This window comes from Pseudomonas oryzicola (genome assembly GCF_014269185.2).
Classification (GTDB): Bacteria; Pseudomonadota; Gammaproteobacteria; order Pseudomonadales; family Pseudomonadaceae; genus Aquipseudomonas; species Aquipseudomonas oryzicola.
Window position 1 is genome coordinate 24478 of record NZ_JABWRZ020000003.1, and the last position, 20149, is coordinate 44626.

Here is a 20149-nt window from a genome sequence, read left to right on the forward strand (position 1 = left end):
CTTGATGGTTGGAGATTACCCATGCGCCACTGCCTTGTACTGTTAGCGTTACTCCTGAGCCTGCCGCTGTCGGCGGCGCAACTGCACCTCGAACTGGGCGCCACGTCGCGCCAGTGGAGCAGTGCCGAGCTGCTGGCCCACCCGCAGGCCAGGGAAATCAGCATTGACCAGGACGTGTCCTATCAGCAGCCCATGCATTATCGCGCGGTGCCGTTGGCCTTGCTGCTCGAGGGCGTGAACGCCAGCGACCATCTGCAGGCGGTGGCACTGGACGGTTTTGCTGCCGAGATGCCCGCCGCGCCGCTGCTGCAGCGCGGGCCGGCACAGGCCTGGCTGGCAGTGGAAGACCCGGGCAAGCCGTGGCCGGCACTGGGCCAGGGTAAACCGAGTGCCGGGCCTTTCTACCTGGTATGGACTGCACCGCAGGCCAGCGGCATCCGGCCGGAACAGTGGCCGTACCAGATTTCCACGATTCGCAAGCTCGCCTCTGTCGAAGCGCGCTTTCCGACACTGCTGCCCGACTCGAAGCTGCCGGCCGACAGCCCGGTGCGCCAGGGCTTTGCCTTGTTCCAGCAGAACTGCCTGGCCTGCCACCGGCTCAATGGCGCGGGTGATGCACAGCTGGGCCCGGACCTGAATGTGCCGCACAACCCGACCGAGTATTTCCAGCCGGGGTATCTACGGCAACTGATTCGCGACCCGCAGAGCCTGCGGCAATGGCCGCAGGCGAAGATGCCGGCGTTTACGCAAAGCGTGTTGAGCGACCAGGAGCTGGACAACCTGTTGGCTTATCTTGCGCACATGGCCAAACGCAGGCCTTGAGCGCCGTGCGTGCTTCTTCGCGGGCTCGTCCGCTCCCACAGGATGACCACAGGTTTGAATCTGGTCAGGTACCTGCAGGAGTGGGCACGCCCACGAAGCAGACAGCACAAAACGCTCAGGCGATGACCCGCTCCTGCTTGACTCCCCACCCTTCCACCTCGCCACCATAGGGCGTTACCAGCTGCTCGAAGGTTTCTTCGAAGTCGCCTATCCCACCATAGGTGGCATACATGACCTTGCTCAGTTCCAGGTGCCAGGCACCGTCGTCCAGCTCCTTCACCTGGGCATTGAGGGACTCGCCGCGAAACTGCCCGGCGGCGCGACGGGCCCCAGCCTCGTCAGGGAATACCGCGTAGAACTCGATGGGGTGGATCTGGGTGAAGTCGAAACCGCCTGCTTTCATCTGGCGCAGGACGTTGCTGCTGATATCGTCGTTCTGGCTGCTCATGAATCGTCCTCCTGAATAATGCGATGGATAGACTTTCCGTGCACTACGCACCTGCCGGCAGCGGCCGGGCAGTTCGAGCTGATGCAAGACGCGAAGGGATGCGGTGCCAACCTGCGGAACAACGGGCACCTTCCACCAGCGTAGTGCTTGCCAGGGCACCACGCAAACGTACAGGTCAGGGCGCTTCGTGGATACTAGTGATGGTCACGCCGCTCTGCTCCTTGAGCCAGCGGGCGGTGGGGGAAATGGTGCGGTCCTGGAAGTCGTTGAGGTCCAGTTCATCCATCACCGGGAACAGGTGCGAGCGTATGGCCCGGGCGGCGTCCTCTTCACTGGGACAATGCTCGGCATGCAGCACCAGCGAGGACGGTTCGCCTTTCTGATCGGCAAAGATGACTTCCCACTCTTTCATTGAACGAGCCCTCTCAATTCAAGGAACACAGGTGTGTGATGCCTGAATAAATGACCTTGGGGCAAGAAGAATGTTCAGTCGCCTGAGATATCGGCAGCGCGGCGCTTGCAGGCGCGGCCTTGTGTCGCGCCAGGGCCGCATGGCGGCCCTGGCGATCGAGCTTCTACTTCGGTGTACCGTGGACCACACCGGCGGTGTTATCCAGCAGGCTCTTGGTCGCCGTCTGGATATACGCCTCGAGCTTTTTCAGCATTTCCGGCTGATCCGGGCTTTCGATCAGCTCGGCCTTGAACTCGCGCCCCAGTTGGTAGCGGTACATGCGCGGGGTCATGTCCTTGGACTCGATCAGGATGCGGTCGCCCTGCACCAGACCGACGATCTGTTCGCTGCCCGATGGCTTGATCATGCCCATGCCCTGGTCGCCCTCAGGCAGGTTGAGCAGGTCGCGACCCCAGCACTGGTGGCGCGCCTGGCCACCCAGGCGGCCCATGATGGTCGGCACGATGTCGACCTGGGTGCCCACGGTGTGGTTGACCGCGCCAAACTTCTCCTGGATGCCCGGGCCAATCAGCAGCAACGGCACGTTGAAGCGCCCCAGGTCCAGTTCAGTGACCTGCTGCTGGTTGCCAAAGCCATGGTCGCCGACGATGACGAACAGGGTTTCCTTGAAATACGGCTCCTTGCGCGCCTTCTCGAAGAACTGGCCCAGCGCCCAGTCCGAATAACGCATGGCGGTGAGGTGCTCATCCAGGCGGCCCTGGCCGGTGACCTTCTCCACCGGCAGGTCCTTGGGCAGCGCGTACGGTGTGTGGTTGGACAGGGTCTGCAACAGTGCGTAGATCGGCTTCTTGCCGTCGTGCTTGGCCAGCTCTTCGGCGCCACGGTCAAACATGTCCTGGTCGGACACGCCCCAGGTCGGGTCGGAGAACACCGGGTTGACGAAGTCGTTACGGCCAATGAAGGTGGTCATGCCCTGGTTGCCGAAGAACCCGGACTGGTTATCCCAGGCGAAGTCGCCATTGTAGACGTACATGTCGTCGTAATCGCGGGCGCTGAGCAAGGCCGGCAGGCCAGACAGCTTGTGGCCGCCTTCCGGGGTCTGCATCAGGTATTCGAAGCCTGGCAGGTTGGGGAAGCAGGCCATGGTGGCGAACATGCCCTGGTGGGTATGGGTGCCGTTGGAGAAGAAGCGATCGAACAGCAGGCCCTCCTTGGCCAGCTTGTCGAAGTACGGGGTGATGTTGTTGGGGCTGCCCAGCGCACCCACCGAGTGGCCGGCAAAGCTTTCCATCAGGATCACCACCACGTTCTTGATCGGCAGGGTGCGCTCGGCCGGCGGCGTGAAGTCGCGGCGGATGGCAGCCTCGTCGGCGTCGACCAGCGTGTCGTTGGCGGTCAGCAGTTGCTCGCGCACGCTTTGCGTGGCCACGTCCTGCGGCAGCACCGGCTTCCAGATGTTGGCGCGGTCCTCGCCGAACCGGCTCTTGGCGGCATCGATCAGGGTCAGGGTGCCGTTCAGGCCCAGCTGGTTGACGAAGTTGGAATCGGTGGTGAAGGCATCACCCCAGCGCATCGGCGGGCCCTGGCGCAGGGTGCCCCGCGCGGCAACCACGGCCACCAGCAGGATTACCATGAACACGGCCAGGCGGTTGTACCACGGCGCTACGCGGCGCTGCGGGGTGGCTTCGCCGTTGCCATCGCCGCGGGTGATGCGGTCGATGCCCTTGAACAGCAGGCTCAGCAGCCAGGTACCGAACAGCCAGGCCAGCAGGTAACGCACCACCGGGAAGCCGTACCAGAGCATGCTCAACACGGTTTTCGGGTCTTCCTTGATGTACTGGAAGACCAGGCCGTTGAGGCGCTGGTGGAACTCGCGGTAGAAATCCATTTCCATCAGGCCGAGGAACATCACCACACTCGAGCTGATGGTCAGCCAGAAACGAAACACGCCACGCCGGGCCATGGCCCAGGGGCTGAGGATGGCCAGCAGCAGCGGAATGCTCAGGTACACCACCACCCGCAAGTCGAAGCGCAGGCCGTTGAGGAAGCCTTCAGCGACAGTCGCATAGGAGGTTTCACCGATCATGTCGCTGTTGTAGACCAGCAGCGCCAGGCGCACGAGGCTGAGCATCAGCAGGATCACCAGGCCGCTGAGCAGCGTATAGGCCAGGTGGGATTTCAGGGTCGGCGGGAACGGCGCTCGCGCGCCCCGTTGCTTCAAGGCGTCAGGGTTGGCCATGAATGGGAAAGTCCTAGGATTGCGGTTTGCGGAGATGGCGCAGGTGTGAACCAACGCAGCATGGTGCGGGTGCGAATTCTGTTTAACCCAATGTGAAAATTTTGTCACGGGGGTGTTGCCGGTTTTGTCCGTTGCGCCGCTCAGAAACGCACATTACCCCGTGGCCCGGCTATCGCCCAGATCACCAGCCCCACCACCGGCAGCAGGGCAATCAGCAAGATCCACAGCACCTTGATACCCACCTCGCTGGCGCTTTTGATTACATTGAGAATGGCCCAGATATCCAGCGCCAGGATGATCAGCCCGACCAGGCTGTTGAATGTCGACCCCATGGCAAAACTCCTGTGAAAGGCTTTGCTGCACAGCATAGCCAGCTATCACGTCGATAGAAGGGAATCCTTGGCCGTTTGCCCGGGTCACTGCATAAACTGGCCCATCCACCGATTTCGAGGTTGCCATGCCACCTGCACACACCCACAGCGTCGTCCCGCCGTCAGGCATCAGTGCCTGGCGCCAGCAGATCAACAACAGCCCGTGGATCGGCGCCGGCCTGGCGCTGAGCCTGCTGGCGGTGCTGGTACTGCTGGGGGCAAGCCTGTGGAACGCCATTCACGGCGACCATGCACAGCACCTGCACCTGGCGACGCTGGGGGGGCTGTCCGGCTTCGGCGCGACGGCCCTGGGTGCAGTGCTGGCAGTGGTGCTGCGTGACGTCAGCACGCGAAGCCAGGACGTGATGCTGGGCTTTGCCGCCGGCATGATGCTCGCAGCCAGTTCGTTCTCACTGATTCTGCCGGGCCTGGAGGCTGCCCGGGAAATCACCGGCAATGGCCCTGCTGCGGCCCTTACCGTAGTCGTGGGCATGGGCCTGGGCGTGCTGCTGATGCTCGGCCTGGACCGTTTTACCCCGCACGAGCACGAACGCGTCGGCTTAGCCGGGCCGGAAACCGAACGGTTCAGCCGGGTCTGGCTGTTCGTGCTGGCAATCACCCTGCATAACCTGCCCGAAGGCATGGCGATCGGCGTGAGCTTTGCCAACGGCGACATGAACATCGGCCTGCCGCTGACCTCCGCCATCGCCATTCAGGACATCCCCGAAGGGCTGGCCGTGGCCCTGGCCTTGCGTGCCACCGGGTTGTCGAACCTGAAAGCGGCGCTGGTGGCGATCGGATCGGGGCTGATGGAGCCGCTGGGCGCAGTGATCGGCCTGGGTATCTCGACCGGCTTTGCCCTGGCCTACCCGATCAGCATGGGGCTGGCGGCAGGGGCGATGATCTTCGTGGTAAGCCATGAGGTGATTCCCGAAACCCACCGCAATGGGCACCAGACCACCGCGACCCTGGGGCTGATGGGTGGGTTTGCGGTGATGATGTTTCTGGATACGGCGCTGGGCTGAAGTTGCCAACTGCCTGGGCCGGACTCTTCGCGGATAAATCCGCTCCTACCGGGAGATCACTCGGCCTGTAGGAGCGGATTTATCCGCGAAGAAGCGAAACATGCAATCAGACGTGTACCGCTACCTTCAAGGCTTCCAGGGCTGGCTCAACCCTGATGCCCACTTCCGCCCCCAGCTCCAGCACCCGTGCCAGGTCGTTCTGCCCCACCATCACCATCTGCAGCTCGTCATCCAGCAACTGACTGAAGTTGAGCAGTACATACCCCCCCGCCTCTTTGTTCAGCGCACCCATCTGCACCTGGATGCGGTTGAGCGCGGTCAGCGGCTCGGTGCGGGCCAGCTGCTTGGGTTTGAGAGTGAACGGTACGCTCTGGTCGAACGAAGCGCTGATCTGCTCGAACAGCGCCTGGTAACTGTCGGCCTGGAACAGCACAGTGTCCGGCAGGCTGCCCAGCACTACCCATTCGCCCAGCGGGATAGGGAAGCTGTCGTCGTAGTTGATGTCGGGGTTGGCGGCGAGGAAGGCAGCCGGGTCGGCGTAGGCCTGGGCGGCTTCGTCGGCGATGCGCTCGATGTCCTCCTCGCGCATGCAGCCAGCGCCAATGAGGCTGATGAATTCGAGCAACTGAGTTTTCATGAAAGGGGCCTGCGACGGATGAAAAGTCGCCAAGGATAGCCGCAAATGCCCCCTTGCAGTTAGCCGGCCAGCGCTTGCAGACGTGCTGCGGCGTCCACTGCGCCCATGGTTTGCGCCGCCATCAGCGCGGTGGCGCCGCGGGCATCCTGGCGCGCCGGGTCGGCGCCCTGGGCCAGCAGGTAGTCGAGGATTTCGCCGCGGTTGAACATGGCCGCCAGCATCAAGGCGGTGCGGCCATCCTGCGCGGCGGCATCCACCGGCACGCCGTGCTCGAGCAGCAGGCGGATCATGGCCAGGTCGCCCTTGAACGCGGCACCGGCGATGGGCAACTGGCCGTTGTCATTGGCAATCAGCGGGTCGGCGCCGTGTGCCAGCAGCACCCGCACGGCGTCATGATGGCCGTGGTAGCTGGCCAGCATCAGCAAGGTATCGCCCTTGTGGTTACGCAGGTTGGCCGGCAGGCCGCTGGCCAGCAAGCGCCCGAGCATGTCGGCATCGCCCTGGCGGGCACGGTCGAATACCTGCTCGGCGAAAGCGGCCGCTTCGTCTGCGGTCATGGTGGCGGGTGCGGTTTGGGGGGACATCGGGAACCTCCTGGCATCAAACATTGCCCAAGTGTTTGTCAGGCCCCGGTTGCCGGTCAAAGGTTCAGTTTCTATCGCGTCGATAGGCGACAGGCGGGCCGTGCAAAATGCACTGTGCAAAATGCACGACCTTGCAGATTGCACGGCAAGCCATTTTCAAAATTCTCATAACCAGTTGATTTCAAAGGATATTTGCAAAGACGAACGCTTGGCACGGTCAGTGCAATCTACCTGTTCACGATTGCCACTAACCTGCCAGGAGTTGATATGGACCTCATCCAGGAAAAGTTCGTCTCGGTATTTCCAGCCTACCAGGTCACGACCCAGCCCCGTCCGGACGGCGGTATCCTGCTGACCCTGCGCGCGGCCGACGGCAAGGTTACCCGTCGGGTGCTGACCTACGGCCAACTGCACAGCGCCGAACAGCTGTCGTGGGCGATCAGCGCCATCCGCCGTGACCTGGCCGAGCAGGCCAGCGAGTTGCCGGTGATTTCCATGCTGCAAAGCCAGCAGCGCTTCGCTCTGCCTACCTACCGCTGAGCCTGGGCTTGGCTGAACTAGCCTCTTCGCGGGCGGGCAAGCCCGCGAAGAGGCCGGTAAAGCCATTACAATTCATCGATACCCAGAAACGCCCTGGCACTTTCATCCCCGGTAAAACGCGGCTGCACACCTTTCTCGCTGGCATACAGGCGCAGCGCCAGGCAAAAAGGCGTATCGCCCAGCTCTACCCAGCGTCGGGTCCCCGCCGGCACCACCAACTGGTCGCCCTTCTCGCACAGCAGCGAATACACCCAGTCGCCCGAACGCAGGCCAACCTGGGCACGCCCGCTGATCACGGCAAACACCTCGTCAGCGTCATGCACGTGTTCATCGCGCAGGTCTACCTGCGCCGGGTCGGCACCATCGCGGTTGAGCACCACGAAGGCTTTGCTGCCATGCGCTGTCATCAACTGGTCCAGGTGCTCGCGGCAGGCGCACAGGACCTCCTCCTCGGCCGTGCCCGGGCGCACCCGCAGGCCATGTTCGGCATGGGCAAAAACCACGCCCTGTTCGGCCAGGGTGGCGGCGAGGTCATCGTGATGGGTCAGCACCTTGTTCGGCAGCTCCGGGCTGGAAGTGTGAAAAACGCTGAGAATGCTCATCAGGGGCGGGTCCTGGTCGTTTGCGAACAAAGGGCAATGATAACGGCTGCGGCCAAGGCTGCGGCGCTGGCCATACCAAAGGTGAAGGTGGGCCCCAGCAGTTTCCAGCTATAGCCCGAATACAACGCCCCCAGCGCCCCGCCGGTGCCGGACAGCGCCGCATACAGCGCCTGGCCCTGGCCCTGCTGACGAGCGCCGAAGCTGGCCTGGACGAACGCGATGCTGGCAGCGTGGAAGCAGCCGAAGGTGGCCGCGTGCAGCAGCTGGGCGAATACCAGCACTGCCGGCTCGCCGGCCAGGTTGCCCAGCAACAGCCAGCGCAGCGCCGCCAGCACGAAGCTGGCCAACAGCACCCGCTGCACGGAAAAGCGCGCGAAAATCCGGCTCATGAACATGAACACCAGCACTTCAGCGACTACCCCAAGCGCCCACAACAAGCCGATGGCACCACGGCTGTAGCCCAGGTGTTCGAGGTGCAGGGTGAGGAAGGTGTAGTACGGCCCGTGGCTGAGTTGCATCAACGCCACGCAGGCGTAGAACGCGATCACCCCGGGGGCACGCAGTTGCTGCAGGAAGCCACCGGCGCTGCGGCGCTCGCCCTGTTCCAGCGGTTGTGCATTGGGCACCCACAGGCTGGCGGCGACGATCCCGGCCATGATCGTGACCAGGGCCACCGGGTAGATATCCAGGCTCAGCCACTCGAACAGCCGGCCCAGGCCGACCACAGTGAGGATGAAGCCGATCGAGCCCCACAGGCGCACCTGGCTGTAGCGGGCGGTTTGCCCGTGCAGGTGGGCCAGGGTGATGACCTCGAACTGTGGCAGCACCGCGTGCCAGAAGAACGCATGCAAAGCCATGACCAGCGCCAGCCAGGCATAGCTCTTGCCGAAGAAGATCAGGGCGAAGGTGGCCAGGGTCGACAACGCGCCCAGGCGCACGATCAGCAAGCGCTGGCCGCTGCGATCGCCCAGCCAGCCCCACAGGTTGGGGGCGACGCAACGCATGAGCATGGGGATGGCCACCAGTTCGCCGATACGCGCCGGGGAGAAGCCCAGGTGGTCGAAATACAACGCCAGGAACGGGGCGGTGGAGCCGAGCAGGGCGAAGTAGAACAGGTAGAAGCTGGACAGGCGCCAGTAGGGGATTGGTTGCTGCATGGGATGCCCTTGTGGGGACCTGTGCCGGCCTCTTCGCGGGCGCGCCCGCTCCCACAGGGAACCCACAGACTCTGAAAGCGGTGATGAACCTGTGGGAGCGGGCATGCCCGCGAAGAGGCCGGTACTGGCGAATCAGAGCTGGCCCAGCACCGGGGTGTCCACTTTCACATCGGCATTCTGCGCACGGTGGCGCAGCAGATGGTCCATCAGCGCAATGGCCATCATCGCCTCGGCGATCGGCGTGGCACGGATGCCCACGCACGGGTCGTGGCGGCCCTTGGTGATGACGTCTACCGGGTTGCCGTCGATGTCGATGGAGCGGCCCGGGGTGGTAATGCTGGAGGTCGGTTTCAGCGCCAGGTGGGCAACGATCGGCTGGCCCGAAGAGATGCCACCGAGGATGCCGCCAGCGTTGTTGCTGAGGAAGCCTTGCGGAGTCAGCTCATCACGGTGTTCCGTACCGCGCTGGGCCACGCAGGCGAAGCCGGCACCGATTTCCACACCCTTGACTGCGTTGATGCTCATCAGCGCGTGGGCCAGCTCGGCATCCAGGCGGTCGAAGATCGGCTCGCCCAGGCCCGGCATCACACCTTCGGCGACCACGGTGATCCTGGCGCCCACCGAATCCTGGTCGCGGCGCAGCTGGTCCATGTAGGCCTCCAGCTCCGGCACCTTGCTCGGGTCGGGGCTGAAGAAGGTGTTCTGTTCCACCGACTCCCAGCTCTTGAACGGGATTTCGATCGGACCCAGCTGGCTCATGTAGCCACGCACGCTGATGCCCTGGGTGGCCAGGTACTTCTTGGCGATGGCGCCGGCGGCCACGCGCATGGCAGTTTCGCGGGCCGAGCTGCGGCCACCGCCGCGGTAGTCGCGGATGCCGTACTTGTGGTGGTAGGTGTAGTCGGCATGGGCCGGGCGGAACAGGTCCTTGATCGCCGAATAGTCCTTGGACTTCTGGTCGGTGTTGCGGATCAGCAGGCCGATCGAGCAGCCGGTGGTGCGGCCTTCGAAGACGCCGGAGAGGATCTCCACCTCGTCGGCTTCCTGGCGCTGGGTGGTGTGCCGGCTGGTGCCGGGCTTGCGCCGGTCCAGGTCGTGCTGCAGGTCGGCCAGGGAAATTTCCAGGCCCGGTGGGCATCCATCGACAATGGCGACCAACGCCGGGCCATGGCTCTCGCCAGCGGTGGTGACAGTGAACAGCTTGCCGTAGGTATTGCCGGACATGGACGCTCCGCGAGATCTGCCTGAAGTGAACGAAAGCGGCAGTATACAGATGGATTGCTCGCCTGTGCTGGGCATCGTGATCCTGTGGGTTTACCAGCGAGAGGCCGCGCCTGGCATGCTCAGGCCGAGAACCTTCCCAAGGACATAGGGTCAAACTGACATCTCCCCACTGTAGTACCGCATGATGTCGCGCCTCGTCGCCCTGTTCTTCCTGCTGTGCACCGGCCTGGCCCAGGCCGCCCCCACCGTGCTGCAACGCCCGATCGACCTCGATACCGGCCAGGGTGTGCTGCACGGCAGCCTGCTGCTGCCACAGCAGGCCACCCCGCCGCCAGTGGTGCTGATCATCGCCGGCTCCGGCCCCACCGACCGCGACGGCAACAACCCGGCCTCGGGCCGGGTCGACAACCTCAAGCGCCTGGCCCTGCTGTTGGCCAACGAACACATCGCCAGCGTCCGCTACGACAAGCGCGGGGTCGCCGCCAGCCAGCCGGCCACCCCCGACGAGCGTGACCTCAGCGTGGAGCGCTACGTGGCCGATGTGGTCGCCTGGAGCCACAAGCTGAAGGCCGACCCGCGCTTTGGCCCGCTGATCCTGATCGGCCATAGCGAAGGCGCGCTGATCGCCAGCCTGGCCGCCGAACAGGCCGGCGCCAGCGCGGTGATTACCTTGGCCGGCAGTGGCCGGCCGCTGGCCGATGTGCTGCGCGAGCAATTGGCCCAGCGCCTGCCGCCGGCGCAACTGGCCGGTGGCAGCGCCCTGCTCGACCGCCTGCAGGCCGGGCAAACCAGCCTGGAAGTACCGGCACCGCTGCGCCAGGTGTTCCGCCCCAGCGTGCAGCCCTACCTGATTTCGCTGTTCCGGCAGAACCCGGCGGCGGCCTTTGCCCGCTTGCCCATGCCCGCACTGATCGTGCAGGGGCGCAACGACGTGCAGGTGGATGTGGACGACGCCGAGCGGCTCAAGGCGGCCAAGCCGGATGCCCAGCTGGTCCTGATCGACGGCATGAACCATATGTTGCGCATCAGCCCCAAGGGCATGAGCCAGCAACGCGACAGCTACCTCAACCCCGAGCTGCCGCTGGCGCGCGAGCTGGGTGAGCGGATCGTGACGTTCATCCAGCATTTGCCTTCGGCGTGAGGTAAACGGGCTCAGGTCTCGGGCATGCCTGCCGATACAGCAGGCATAGCCGAGGACAAGCCCTGATGACCACCACCCCCGCCGCCGCAGAGCCGGCCGAAGAATCCCAGGAAAGCCCGGCCCTGCCCTGGGCCGAGCTGAGCGTCGAACACTTCCAGCTGCTACGCCTGGCCGCCCTGCCCACCGACCGCAGCACCGGCGCACGGCCGCTGCGCTTTGTGCAGTTCGGCTATGCCGAGCGCCACGACAAGGCCCACAGCCTGCTGCGCATGGAAATAAGGCTGCCGGGCCAGAAGGTGCACAAGGAACAGAACCGCCTGGACATCCGCGTTGACCATGGCGAACGCCTGGTACGCATTGGCGCGGAAACCGGTCTGCAACTGGAACCCTTGAACCGTGGCCTGGGCCGTTTCCTGCTGGCTCAGGCCGTGCAGTGGCTGCAGCGCAAGTGGTCGCATTACCGGGTCGAGGGCATGGCGCTGCCGAGCAAGGATGCGCTGAACGAAGACTCGCGCCTGCGCCGCGACCACTGCCTGCGCGGGGTCGGCATCGAGGTGGAGTACGAGGACGGCCAGCACCTGAAGGGCCGAACCGTGGAAACCACGGTGAGCCAGCTCAAGGGGGCGTGGAACAGCGAACACGTGCAGCGGGTGGAGATCCTCGACGCCGCCAGCCTGCTGCAGCAGGCTGACCAGCAATTGCAGGAAAAGGAAGTGCAACTGCGTGAGCGCGACGAACGCGTCGCCAAGTACCAGCGCGAAGACAGCGGCTTGCGCTTTACCATCACTTGCCTGGTGGCCTTTGCAGTGTTCCAGGCCGGGCTGCTGATCTGGATCGCGACCCGCTGAGACCGCATCGCCTGCTCCGCGGGTGAACCCGCTCCCACAAGGACCGTGCTGCGCTCAAGGGCAGCGCGGTAACCGTGGTGGCGAGGGCCTGGCGTCAGACGCGGCCCTTGAACAGCTCCTGATGCTGGCGGCACTGCTCGGCAGTCAGCATGAATACGCCGTGGCCGCCGCGCTCGAACTCCAGCCAGGCGAAGTCCACCTCAGGGTACAAGGCCTCGACATGCACCTGGCTGTTGCCCACTTCGACAATCAGCAAGCCCTTGTCGGTCAGGTGGTCGGCCGCTTCGGCCAGCATGCGCCGTACCAGGTCCAGGCCGTCATTGCCGCACGCCAGGCCCAGCTCCGGCTCATGGTGGTACTCGGCCGGCATGTCGTCGAAATCCTCGGCATCGACATACGGCGGGTTGGACAGGATCAGATCGAAACGCTGCCCTGGCAAACCGGCAAAACCGTCGCCCTGCACGGTGTACACGCGCCCGTCCAGGCCATGCCGCTCGATGTTCTGGTTGGCCACTTCAAGCGCGTCGAACGACAGGTCGGCCAACACCACCTCGGCGTCGGGGAACACGTCGGCGGCAACGATACCGATGCAGCCAGAACCGGTGCACAGGTCGAGAATGCGCGCCGGTTCGCTGGCCAGCCACGGTTCGAAGCGTTTCTCGATCAGCTCGCCAATCGGCGAACGTGGCACCAGCACACGCGGGTCGACGATGAACGACATGCCGCAGAACCAGGCCTCGCCCAGCAGGTAGGCGGCCGGCACGCGTTCTTCGATACGGCGCTTCAGCAGGTGCTGCAGGCGCACCCGCTCATCGTCCTCGAGCCGGCAGTCCAGGTAGCTGTCCGCCACCTCCCACGGCAAGTGCACCGCGCCCAGCACCAGCAGGCGGGCCTCGTCCCAGGCGTTGTCGGCACCGTGGCCAAAGAACAGGTCGTGCTCGTGGAAGCGGCTGACCGCCCAGCGGATGTAGTCGCGCAGCGTGCGCAGGCGGGATGTGATCACGGGGTACTCCTAATTCAGACCGGACAAAAGTCTAACAGCCCCGACCGCACATTTGTTCCCTCGGATCGCCTGCTGGCCGGCCACAGGCCAGTAATCATGCCGCTTGCATTGTCAACCATTCCCATTGGCGCCAAGGCAGGGGACAATAGGTATACAAAAGCCCTATCCAAGGAGCCCTTGATGTCCGTTCCAACCACGATGTTCCGCCTCACTGGCCGCGACTACCCGCCGGCCAAGCTGAGCCACGCCAGCCTGATCATCATCGATGCGCAAAAGGAGTACCTCAGCGGGCCCCTGGCGCTGTCGGGCATGGACGAGGCCGTGGCCAACATCGCCAGGTTGCTCGACGCCGCGCGCAAGAGCGGCCGTCCGATCATCCATGTTCGCCATCTGGGCACAGTCGGTGGCCGCTTCGACCCACAGGGGCCGGCCGGCCAGTTCATTCCGGGGCTGGAGCCGCTGGAAGGCGAGATCGTCATCGAGAAACGCATGCCCAACGCGTTCAAGAACACCAAGCTGCACGAGACCCTCCAGGAACTGGGCCATCTGGACCTGATCGTGTGCGGTTTCATGAGCCATTCCAGTGTCAGCACCACCGTGCGCCGGGCCAAGGACTATGGTTACCGCTGCACCCTGGTGGAAGACGCTTCGGCGACCCGCGACCTGGCATTCAAGGATGGGGTAATCCCGGCCGCGCAGATTCACCAGTGCGAAATGGCCGTGATGGCCGACAACTTCGCTTGCGTGGCCCCCACCGCCAGCCTGATCTGAACGCGATGGAGGGCCCCAGGTCGAATTCCGGATATCCACAGAGGAGAGCGGAATGAAGCTCAAAGGCAGTTTCGACGCCAAGCGCCTGCGCCCACGCGAGCCGCGTAACTGGGGGGCGCGGCTGGCGGCCGGCCTGTCGGCCCTGCTGGCCACCCTGGGCGTGCTGCTGGCGATGGCCGGTGTCGCCGGCCTGCTGGGCAACTACCCTGCCCTGGCGGACCTCAATGCCAACAAGCCGTTGTCCGGCGTATTGAGCGTGGCTGGCTTGCTGCTGCTGTGGCTGGGCGTGCGCTTCTGGCGTCGCAGCCGCATTCGCCTGCGGCGTGGGCGTGAGCTGAACCTGGCGCCACACCTGATGAAAAAGCACGATTGACCGCCACGCTACGTACGCGGTCTTTGTAGCGGCCTTGCGTCGCGAAAGGGCCGCAACGCGGCCCCGCAGATGCAAGTGGCGAAGCTGGATTCCTGAGGGGCGCTTCGCCCCCCCCTTTCGCGTCCCCCAAAAGGCCAGGCAAGCCCGACATGGCTGCATACCGCTCTGCAGTCGCGTAAACTACGCCGCCCACGTGGAGGCATCATGCAAGACGACGATTTTTCCCTGTTCAAGGCCGAAGTGCGCGGTGTGAAGCCGATCAAGCACGACCGCGCCGAGGTCGGCAAACCCAAGGCCGACCGCCAGCAGCTGGCCGGCCTGCGCCAGGCGGCGACGGTGCGTAGTGACAAGGCCCTGGTGATCGACGGCATGTCCGACCAGTTCGTCATCGACGTTGGCGCCGAAGACGAATTGCTGTGGCGTCGCGACGGCGTGCAGGAAGGCCAGCTACGCAAGCTGAAGCTGGGGCAGATTCCGTTCGAAGGCAGCCTGGACCTGCACGGCATGACCGTGGAAAAGGCCCGCGAAACCCTGTGGGACTTCATCGCCGAAGCCACCAGGCTGGAGGTGCGCTGCGTGCGCGTTACCCACGGCAAGGCCGCGCGCCTGGACGGCAAGCGCCCGATGATCAAGAGCCACGTCAACACCTGGTTGCGCCAGCACCCGCAGGTACTGGGTTTTGCCTCGTGCAACGCCCGCCACGGCGGCACCGGCGCGGTGTATGTGATGCTCAAGCGAACCATGCTCGAAGGCCGCGACGAATAACGCCACGCTTGCAGCGCCGCCCTCGCCGCCGTACCCTTCGTCTTTGCGATTTTTTCCCACAGGTAGATCCATGTCCCTGGAACAGAACTACACCGAGATCCTCAGCCAGCTGGGCGAGGACGTCTCCCGTGAGGGCCTGCTCGACACGCCCAAGCGGGCTGCAAAGGCGATGAAATACCTTTGCCGCGGTTATGAGCAAACACTGGAGGAAGTCACCAACAACGCGCTGTTCAGCTCCGACAACAGCGAAATGGTGCTGGTCCGGGACATCGAGCTGTATTCGATGTGCGAACACCACATGCTGCCGTTCATCGGCAAGGCCCACGTTGCGTACCTGCCCAAGGGCAAGGTCCTGGGCCTGTCGAAGGTGGCCCGCATCGTCGACATGTACGCCCGTCGCCTGCAAATCCAGGAAAACCTCAGCCGCCAGATCGCCGAGGCCGTGCAGCAGGTCACCGGTGCAGCGGGTGTGGCCGTGGTCATCGAAGCCAAACACATGTGCATGATGATGCGCGGTGTCGAGAAACAGAACTCGACCATGATCACTTCGGTGATGCTGGGTGAATTCCGCGAAAACGCCGCCACCCGCAGCGAGTTCCTCAGCCTGATCAAGTGATTGGCTGCCGTCCCCCAAGCCGACCCTGCCGGGTCGGCTTTTTCATGTTCAGGAGTTGCCCATGATCGTCAAAGCCCTGCGGGTTGGCCTCGGCCAGCTCATCGTGTTCGGTGACTGGATCAGCCGCCCAGCCAAGCGCAAGCGCGACGCCGCCGCCCAGGCCCAGGTCGAGCAAGCCGCCAAGGGCCTGGCGCTGTACCAGTTCCATGCCTGCCCGTTCTGCGTCAAGACCCGCCGCACCCTGCACCGCCTGAACGTGCCGGTGGCGCTGCGCGATGCCAAGAACGACCCGGTACACCGCCAGGCCCTGGCGGAAGGCGGTGGCCGGGTGAAGGTGCCGTGCCTGCGCATCGAAGAAGCAGGCAAAGTGACCTGGATGTATGAGTCCAAGGCCATCATTGCCTACCTGGATGAGCGGTTCGCGTCGGCCTGACGGTTTGCCAGCAATAGGGCCGCTGAAGGTCAACTCACCATCGGCACATGCCGCGGGTGGCCGCTGACCCGCTCCAGCCAGGCCCTCACTGCCGGGTAATCGGCCAGGTCGAACCCGCCCTGATGGGCCACGTGGGTATAGGCATACAACGCCACATCGGCAATCGAATACTGGTCACCGACCAGGTACGGCGTCATCTGCAGCTGCCGCTCCATCACCCTCAGCGCCTTGTATCCACCCTTGTGCAGCTTGCGGTACTCCTCCACGCGATCATCCGGCAAGCCGAGGTAGAACTGGATGAAACGCGCCACGGCAATGTACGGCTCATGGCTGTACTGCTCGAAGAACTGCCACTGCAACACCTGGGTGCGCAGGCGCGGCTCGGCCGGCAGGAATTCACTGCCATCGGCCAGGAAGTTGAGAATGGCATTGGACTCCCACAGGTAGCTGCCATCCTCCAGCTGCAGTACCGGCACCTTGCCGTTGGGGTTCATGGCCAGAAACTCAGGCGTTTCCGTCTCGCCCTTGAGAATATCCACCGGGTGCCATTCATACGGCCGGCCCAGCAGGCTCAACATCAGCTTGATCTTGTAGCAATTGCCCGACTGGTAGTCGCCATAGACCTTGTACATCGCCCCTTCACTCCCAAGCAGTTCTGCATTTGCGCCCAATAGTTGGCGACTGTACGGCTAAAAGCAATGGCCGCTGTATGGCAAGGATCAATCTTGCTCGCTGTAGTCTGAAAAAACTGCTTACACCTTTACAAGGATTTTGTTCATGACCAATGCCACTTCCGCTCGCCTGCGGCCACTGGCGGACAGCTCCCCATCGGCGGTCGTCGCCGGCTTCATCGCCATGCTCACCGGCTATACCAGTTCGCTGGTGCTGATGTTCCAGGCCGGCCAGGCGGCCGGGTTGACCACTGCGCAGATTTCTTCGTGGATCTGGGCGTTGTCGATTGGCATGGCGGTGTGCAGCATCTGCCTGTCGCTGCGCTACCGCACGCCAATCACCGTGGCCTGGTCCACCCCTGGTGCAGCCTTGTTGATCACCAGCCTGGGTGGGGTCAGTTATGGCGAAGCGATCGGCGCCTACATCACCTGCGCCGTGCTGGTGCTGATCTGTGGCCTGACCGGCAGTTTCGAGCGCCTGGTCAAACGCATCCCGGCGTCACTGGCCTCGGCACTGCTGGCAGGCATCCTGTTCAAGATCGGCAGCGAAATCTTCGTGGCCGCCCAGCACCGCACCTTGCTGGTACTGGGCATGTTCTTCAGCTACCTGCTGGTCAAGCGCCTGTCGCCGCGCTATTGCGTGCTGGCCGCGCTGCTGGTGGGCACGACGTTGTCCGGCGCCCTGGGTCTGCTGGACTTCAGCGGCTTCCGGCTGGAGGTTGCTGCACCGGTATGGACCACGCCGAGCTTTTCACTGGCGGCGACTATCAGTATCGGCATTCCGCTGTTCGTGGTGGCCATGACCTCGCAGAACATGCCTGGCGTGGCGGTGCTGCGCGCGGACGGCTACCAGGTGCCGGCCTCGCCGCTGATCTCGGCCACCGGCTTTGCCTCGCTGCTGTTGGCGCCATTCGGCTCGCACGGGGTCAACCTGGCGGCGATCAGCGCGGCGATCTGCACCGGCCCGCATGCCCATGAAGATCCGGCCAAACGTTACACCGCAGCAGTGTGGTGCGGGATTTTCTATGGCATTGCCGGGGTGTTTGGCGCGACTTTGGCGGCATTGTTTGCGGCGCTGCCGAAAGAACTGGTGCTGTCGATTGCCGCGCTGGCACTGTTTGGCTCGATCATGAACGGGCTGACCGTGGCCATGAGCGAAGCACGTGAGCGTGAGGCGGCGTTGATTACCTTCATGGTCACGGCTTCCGGGCTGACCTTGTTCTCCATCGGTTCGGCGTTCTGGGGGATTGTGGCGGGGGTGCTGACCTTGCTGATCCTCAACCCGCGCAAGGCCTGAAGGTATTTGTTGCCTGTACCGGCCTCTTCGCGGGCACGCCCGCTCCCACACTGCCCCAGTGATATCCCTGTGGGAGCGGGCATGCCCGCGAAGGGGCCGGTACAGGCAACACAAGCCCCAGGGCCAGATCACAACCTGAAATGCCCCACCATCCCCTTCAGGTCGGTGCCCAACTGCGCCAGCTCGACACTCGACCGGGCATTGTCCTGCATTGCCAATGCCGCCTGGTCGGCACTGCTGCGGATCTGCGTGACGCTGCGGCTGATCTCTTCGGCCACTGAACTCTGCTGCTCGGCCGCTGCGGCAATTTGCTGGTTCATCTGCTGGATCAACGACACTGCTGCAGCAATGCTGCCCAGCGCGCTTTCAGTCTGCAATGCATCGGCAACTGCCAGGCGCACCAGTTCGGTACTGCCACGGATCTGCGCCACCGACTGCTGGGCATTGCCGCGCAGGCTGGCGACCAGGGTCTCGATCTGTTCGGTCGATTGCCGGGTACGCCGCGCCAGGGCGCGCACTTCATCAGCCACCACGGCAAAACCACGCCCTTGCTCACCTGCCCGGGCCGCTTCGATAGCCGCATTGAGCGCCAGCAGGTTGGTCTGTTCGGCCACGCTCTTGATCACTTCCAGCACGTCGCCGATGGTGTGAATCTCGGCACTGAGGCTATCGATACCAGCGCTGGCCGTTTCCGCCGCCGCCGCCAGTTGCTCGATACGCTGCATGCTCTGGCGCACCACCTGCTGCCCGGAATCGACCTTTTGATCCGCAGCCTGGGCCGCCTGGGCCGCCTCTTCGGCGTTGCGCGCGACATCGTGGACGGTGGCGGTCATCTGCTGCATGGCCGTCGCCACCTGTTCGGTTTCGTCCTTCTGGCTACCCACCTCGCGGTTGGTCTGCTCGGTCACCGCCGACAGCGCCTGGGCATTACCGGCCAGTTGCTCGATACCCTGCTGCAAACCGCTGACAATGCCCGAGAGGCCCTCGGCCATCTGCTGCATGGCCTGCATCAGCTGCCCCACCTCATCACCGCGTGGCGCCTGGGCGTCGAAGCCCAGTTCACCGGCGGCAATGCGCTGGGCGCGGGCAATCACGTGCTTGAGTGGGCCGACCACGGCGCGGGTGATCAACCAGGCAGCCAGCACACCGACCAATAGCGCCAGCGCCGTCGCCACGCCAATGGCCACGGCGTTGCGTTGCAGGTCGCCCTGCAGCGCCTGCTCCTGGCCCAGGTAGGCCTGGTCGACGCGCCCGGTGACCTGCTCGGCACTGGCCTGCAGTTGCGCCTTCAGGCCCTGCTCGCGGGCCAGCTGGTCAGTGTATTCGTTGAGTTTCTCCGAGAAGCTGCCGATGTGCCCCGCCACTTCGCCCAGCACGCTCTGGTAGCCGGCATCGCTGACCGCGCCCTGCAGCTGGCCGACCAGGCTGGCGGCCTCAACGGTCTGGGCAATGCGCTCCTGGCTGACGCCTTCTTCACCCTTGCGGCTTTTTTCCAGGCGTACCCGCGCTTCGTCCATGGCCTGCAGCATCAGCCGCGATACCTGCGCCACTTGCGCGGCCTGCTCCAGGAACTCACCGCCCTGCTGCCCTTGCGACTGCTTGAGGGTGTACACGCCATCATCGGCCAGGCCGGCTTGCAGCACATCGAGGTTGTTGGCCACGCTGGACACCGACCAGCTGGCCATGTCCAGCGCCAGCTCCTTGGCCTGCACCGCCTCGACAAACGCCTCGAAGGCTTGCCCATAGGCCGTCAGGTCGGCTTCCGTCGCGGCCAGCGCCGGCAGGCCACGGGCGCGTTCGACCAGGCTCTTCAGACCACTGCGCAAGGCCTCGGCCTGCTGTATGTCGGAGCGCAGGGCAAACGCCTGCTCGTGCTGGCGCAGGCGCAGCAGGTCGGTATTGAACTGGGCCAACTGACGCAAGCTGTCGAAGCGCTGGCTGACACTGTGCAGCGCCGCAATGCCAATGGCCGCCACCGCCAGGGTCAGCACCAGCACCAGGGCAAAGCCCAGGCCGAGTTTGCGGGCCATGCCCAGGTTGGCCAGCACACCGTGCTTGCTCGCGCCCATGCCGATTCCCCTTCTGCTGGCGAGGTTATCTTGAAGGCCAAGGGTGGCAACGTTGCCAGCCGATGAACAAGTGGCTGACATCAGAATAGTGTCAAATAGCT

General features: G+C 64.2%; 23 protein-coding genes and 1 pseudogene. 11 read left to right on the plus strand and 13 right to left on the minus strand.

Translation table 11 applies throughout. From position 1 onward, the window contains the following. Positions 1 to 21: 21 nt before the first annotated feature. Positions 22 to 822: a cytochrome c gene (locus tag HU760_RS22270; protein ID WP_186677932.1), complete on the plus strand. Its 801-nt coding sequence runs from the start codon at positions 22 to 24 to the stop codon at positions 820 to 822. A 115-nt stretch (positions 823 to 937) separates the two neighbouring features. Here the strand turns inward: HU760_RS22270 and HU760_RS22275 are convergent, their stop codons facing one another. The 4 genes from HU760_RS22275 to HU760_RS22290 form a co-directional block, all read right to left on the minus strand. Next, on the minus strand, positions 938 to 1270 hold the full coding sequence (locus tag HU760_RS22275) for a ribonuclease E inhibitor RraB (RefSeq protein WP_186677934.1): 333 nt from the start codon (positions 1268 to 1270) through the stop codon (positions 938 to 940). Positions 1271 to 1445: 175 nt separating this feature from the next. Then, complete coding sequence (locus tag HU760_RS22280) at positions 1446 to 1682, minus strand: hypothetical protein (protein WP_186677937.1); 237 nt, start codon at positions 1680 to 1682, stop codon at positions 1446 to 1448. Positions 1683 to 1845: 163 nt separating this feature from the next. Continuing rightward, the gene (locus tag HU760_RS22285; protein WP_186677940.1) at positions 1846 to 3921 is read right to left on the minus strand and encodes an LTA synthase family protein; all 2076 of its coding nucleotides are present in this window, start codon (positions 3919 to 3921) and stop codon (positions 1846 to 1848) included. 140 nt (positions 3922 to 4061) lie between these two features. Next, positions 4062 to 4253 carry a PLDc N-terminal domain-containing protein gene (locus HU760_RS22290; RefSeq protein WP_186677943.1) on the minus strand — a complete coding sequence of 64 codons (192 nt, stop codon included), beginning with the start codon at positions 4251 to 4253 and terminating at the stop codon, positions 4062 to 4064. A gap of 125 nt (positions 4254 to 4378) precedes the next feature. On the opposite strand from HU760_RS22290, the gene HU760_RS22295 reads away from it, so the two are divergent. After that, positions 4379 to 5317 (plus strand): ZIP family metal transporter, encoded by a 939-nt coding sequence (locus tag HU760_RS22295; protein WP_186677946.1) that lies wholly within the window; start codon positions 4379 to 4381, stop codon positions 5315 to 5317. A 106-nt stretch (positions 5318 to 5423) separates the two neighbouring features. Here HU760_RS22295 and HU760_RS22300 read toward each other — a convergent pair whose 3' ends face one another. Beyond that, positions 5424 to 5954: a hypothetical protein gene (locus HU760_RS22300; RefSeq protein ID WP_186677948.1), complete on the minus strand. Its 531-nt coding sequence runs from the start codon at positions 5952 to 5954 to the stop codon at positions 5424 to 5426. A gap of 59 nt (positions 5955 to 6013) precedes the next feature. Next, positions 6014 to 6538 carry an ankyrin repeat domain-containing protein gene (locus HU760_RS22305; protein ID WP_186677951.1) on the minus strand — a complete coding sequence of 175 codons (525 nt, stop codon included), beginning with the start codon at positions 6536 to 6538 and terminating at the stop codon, positions 6014 to 6016. Positions 6539 to 6805: 267 nt separating this feature from the next. Here HU760_RS22305 and HU760_RS22310 point away from each other — a divergent pair, with 267 nt between their 5' ends. Continuing rightward, positions 6806 to 7078 carry a DUF3509 domain-containing protein gene (locus tag HU760_RS22310; protein WP_170028849.1) on the plus strand — a complete coding sequence of 91 codons (273 nt, stop codon included), beginning with the start codon at positions 6806 to 6808 and terminating at the stop codon, positions 7076 to 7078. 65 nt (positions 7079 to 7143) lie between these two features. Here the strand turns inward: HU760_RS22310 and HU760_RS22315 are convergent, their stop codons facing one another. The 3 genes from HU760_RS22315 to aroC form a co-directional block, all read right to left on the minus strand. Next, a complete protein-coding gene (locus tag HU760_RS22315; protein WP_186677954.1) occupies positions 7144 to 7680 on the minus strand; it encodes an oxidase in 537 nt (178 codons plus the stop codon). Further along, positions 7680 to 8837, minus strand: a complete 1158-nt coding sequence (locus HU760_RS22320) for an MFS transporter (protein WP_186677958.1) — start codon at positions 8835 to 8837, stop codon at positions 7680 to 7682. Before HU760_RS22320 ends, HU760_RS22315 begins: the two co-directional genes overlap by 1 nt. Positions 8838 to 8969: 132 nt before the next feature. Next, positions 8970 to 10061: a chorismate synthase gene (gene aroC, locus HU760_RS22325; protein ID WP_186677971.1), complete on the minus strand. Its 1092-nt coding sequence runs from the start codon at positions 10059 to 10061 to the stop codon at positions 8970 to 8972. A 181-nt stretch (positions 10062 to 10242) separates the two neighbouring features. Between aroC and HU760_RS22330 the strand changes: the two genes are divergently transcribed. After that, a complete protein-coding gene (locus HU760_RS22330) occupies positions 10243 to 11202 on the plus strand; it encodes an alpha/beta hydrolase (protein ID WP_186677974.1) in 960 nt (319 codons plus the stop codon). A gap of 65 nt (positions 11203 to 11267) precedes the next feature. Then, on the plus strand, positions 11268 to 12050 hold the full coding sequence (locus HU760_RS22335) for a hypothetical protein (RefSeq protein WP_186677977.1): 783 nt from the start codon (positions 11268 to 11270) through the stop codon (positions 12048 to 12050). A 94-nt stretch (positions 12051 to 12144) separates the two neighbouring features. Here HU760_RS22335 and prmB read toward each other — a convergent pair whose 3' ends face one another. Beyond that, positions 12145 to 13053, minus strand: coding sequence for a 50S ribosomal protein L3 N(5)-glutamine methyltransferase (gene prmB, locus HU760_RS22340; protein WP_186677980.1), 909 nt, complete (start codon positions 13051 to 13053; stop codon positions 12145 to 12147). A 180-nt stretch (positions 13054 to 13233) separates the two neighbouring features. Here prmB and HU760_RS22345 point away from each other — a divergent pair, with 180 nt between their 5' ends. The 5 genes from HU760_RS22345 (at position 13234) to HU760_RS22365 (ending at position 16011) form a co-directional block, all read left to right on the plus strand. Next, positions 13234 to 13824: a cysteine hydrolase family protein gene (locus HU760_RS22345; RefSeq protein WP_063911663.1), complete on the plus strand. Its 591-nt coding sequence runs from the start codon at positions 13234 to 13236 to the stop codon at positions 13822 to 13824. A gap of 52 nt (positions 13825 to 13876) precedes the next feature. Further along, entirely contained in the window at positions 13877 to 14197 is a 321-nt protein-coding gene (locus HU760_RS22350; protein WP_186677983.1) for a hypothetical protein, read from the plus strand. 204 nt (positions 14198 to 14401) lie between these two features. Next, complete coding sequence (locus tag HU760_RS22355; protein WP_186677986.1) at positions 14402 to 14962, plus strand: Smr/MutS family protein; 561 nt, start codon at positions 14402 to 14404, stop codon at positions 14960 to 14962. A gap of 70 nt (positions 14963 to 15032) precedes the next feature. Further along, positions 15033 to 15578, plus strand: a complete 546-nt coding sequence (folE, locus tag HU760_RS22360) for a GTP cyclohydrolase I FolE (RefSeq protein ID WP_170028840.1) — start codon at positions 15033 to 15035, stop codon at positions 15576 to 15578. 61 nt (positions 15579 to 15639) lie between these two features. Continuing rightward, positions 15640 to 16011 carry a glutaredoxin family protein gene (locus tag HU760_RS22365; RefSeq protein ID WP_186677989.1) on the plus strand — a complete coding sequence of 124 codons (372 nt, stop codon included), beginning with the start codon at positions 15640 to 15642 and terminating at the stop codon, positions 16009 to 16011. A gap of 29 nt (positions 16012 to 16040) precedes the next feature. Here the strand turns inward: HU760_RS22365 and HU760_RS22370 are convergent, their stop codons facing one another. Further along, positions 16041 to 16643, minus strand: a complete 603-nt coding sequence (locus HU760_RS22370) for a glutathione S-transferase family protein (protein WP_186677992.1) — start codon at positions 16641 to 16643, stop codon at positions 16041 to 16043. A 145-nt stretch (positions 16644 to 16788) separates the two neighbouring features. Here HU760_RS22370 and HU760_RS22375 point away from each other — a divergent pair, with 145 nt between their 5' ends. After that, positions 16789 to 17979: a benzoate/H(+) symporter BenE family transporter gene (locus HU760_RS22375; protein WP_186677995.1), complete on the plus strand. Its 1191-nt coding sequence runs from the start codon at positions 16789 to 16791 to the stop codon at positions 17977 to 17979. Positions 17980 to 18107: 128 nt separating this feature from the next. Here the strand turns inward: HU760_RS22375 and HU760_RS24795 are convergent, their stop codons facing one another. Together HU760_RS24795 and HU760_RS24800 are read right to left on the minus strand one after the other, a co-directional pair. After that, entirely contained in the window at positions 18108 to 18989 is an 882-nt protein-coding gene (locus HU760_RS24795) for a methyl-accepting chemotaxis protein (protein WP_437179866.1), read from the minus strand. After that, positions 18966 to 20129 (minus strand): annotated as a pseudogene (locus HU760_RS24800) (HAMP domain-containing protein); the annotation flags it as partial. The gene HU760_RS24795 and the pseudogene HU760_RS24800, both read right to left, overlap by 24 nt. Positions 20130 to 20149 lie beyond the last annotated feature (20 nt).

What these genes read in the sequence shown, in the direction of transcription:
- HU760_RS22270 (WP_186677932.1), top strand. Translation starts at nt 22, where the DNA reads ATGCGCCACTGCCTTGTACTGTTAGCGTTACTCCTGAGCCTGCCGCTG.
- HU760_RS22275 (WP_186677934.1), bottom strand. Translation starts at nt 1,270, where the DNA reads ATGAGCAGCCAGAACGACGATATCAGCAGCAACGTCCTGCGCCAGATG.
- HU760_RS22280 (WP_186677937.1), bottom strand. Translation starts at nt 1,682, where the DNA reads ATGAAAGAGTGGGAAGTCATCTTTGCCGATCAGAAAGGCGAACCGTCC.
- HU760_RS22285 (WP_186677940.1), bottom strand. Translation starts at nt 3,921, where the DNA reads ATGGCCAACCCTGACGCCTTGAAGCAACGGGGCGCGCGAGCGCCGTTC.
- HU760_RS22290 (WP_186677943.1), bottom strand. Translation starts at nt 4,253, where the DNA reads ATGGGGTCGACATTCAACAGCCTGGTCGGGCTGATCATCCTGGCGCTG.
- HU760_RS22295 (WP_186677946.1), top strand. Translation starts at nt 4,379, where the DNA reads ATGCCACCTGCACACACCCACAGCGTCGTCCCGCCGTCAGGCATCAGT.
- HU760_RS22300 (WP_186677948.1), bottom strand. Translation starts at nt 5,954, where the DNA reads ATGAAAACTCAGTTGCTCGAATTCATCAGCCTCATTGGCGCTGGCTGC.
- HU760_RS22305 (WP_186677951.1), bottom strand. Translation starts at nt 6,538, where the DNA reads ATGTCCCCCCAAACCGCACCCGCCACCATGACCGCAGACGAAGCGGCC.
- HU760_RS22310 (WP_170028849.1), top strand. Translation starts at nt 6,806, where the DNA reads ATGGACCTCATCCAGGAAAAGTTCGTCTCGGTATTTCCAGCCTACCAG.
- HU760_RS22315 (WP_186677954.1), bottom strand. Translation starts at nt 7,680, where the DNA reads ATGAGCATTCTCAGCGTTTTTCACACTTCCAGCCCGGAGCTGCCGAAC.
- HU760_RS22320 (WP_186677958.1), bottom strand. Translation starts at nt 8,837, where the DNA reads ATGCAGCAACCAATCCCCTACTGGCGCCTGTCCAGCTTCTACCTGTTC.
- aroC (WP_186677971.1), bottom strand. Translation starts at nt 10,061, where the DNA reads ATGTCCGGCAATACCTACGGCAAGCTGTTCACTGTCACCACCGCTGGC.
- HU760_RS22330 (WP_186677974.1), top strand. Translation starts at nt 10,243, where the DNA reads ATGATGTCGCGCCTCGTCGCCCTGTTCTTCCTGCTGTGCACCGGCCTG.
- HU760_RS22335 (WP_186677977.1), top strand. Translation starts at nt 11,268, where the DNA reads ATGACCACCACCCCCGCCGCCGCAGAGCCGGCCGAAGAATCCCAGGAA.
- HU760_RS22345 (WP_063911663.1), top strand. Translation starts at nt 13,234, where the DNA reads ATGTCCGTTCCAACCACGATGTTCCGCCTCACTGGCCGCGACTACCCG.
- HU760_RS22350 (WP_186677983.1), top strand. Translation starts at nt 13,877, where the DNA reads ATGAAGCTCAAAGGCAGTTTCGACGCCAAGCGCCTGCGCCCACGCGAG.
- HU760_RS22355 (WP_186677986.1), top strand. Translation starts at nt 14,402, where the DNA reads ATGCAAGACGACGATTTTTCCCTGTTCAAGGCCGAAGTGCGCGGTGTG.
- folE (WP_170028840.1), top strand. Translation starts at nt 15,033, where the DNA reads ATGTCCCTGGAACAGAACTACACCGAGATCCTCAGCCAGCTGGGCGAG.
- HU760_RS22365 (WP_186677989.1), top strand. Translation starts at nt 15,640, where the DNA reads ATGATCGTCAAAGCCCTGCGGGTTGGCCTCGGCCAGCTCATCGTGTTC.
- HU760_RS22370 (WP_186677992.1), bottom strand. Translation starts at nt 16,643, where the DNA reads ATGTACAAGGTCTATGGCGACTACCAGTCGGGCAATTGCTACAAGATC.
- HU760_RS22375 (WP_186677995.1), top strand. Translation starts at nt 16,789, where the DNA reads ATGACCAATGCCACTTCCGCTCGCCTGCGGCCACTGGCGGACAGCTCC.
- HU760_RS24795 (WP_437179866.1), bottom strand. Translation starts at nt 18,989, where the DNA reads ATGCAGGCCATGCAGCAGATGGCCGAGGGCCTCTCGGGCATTGTCAGC.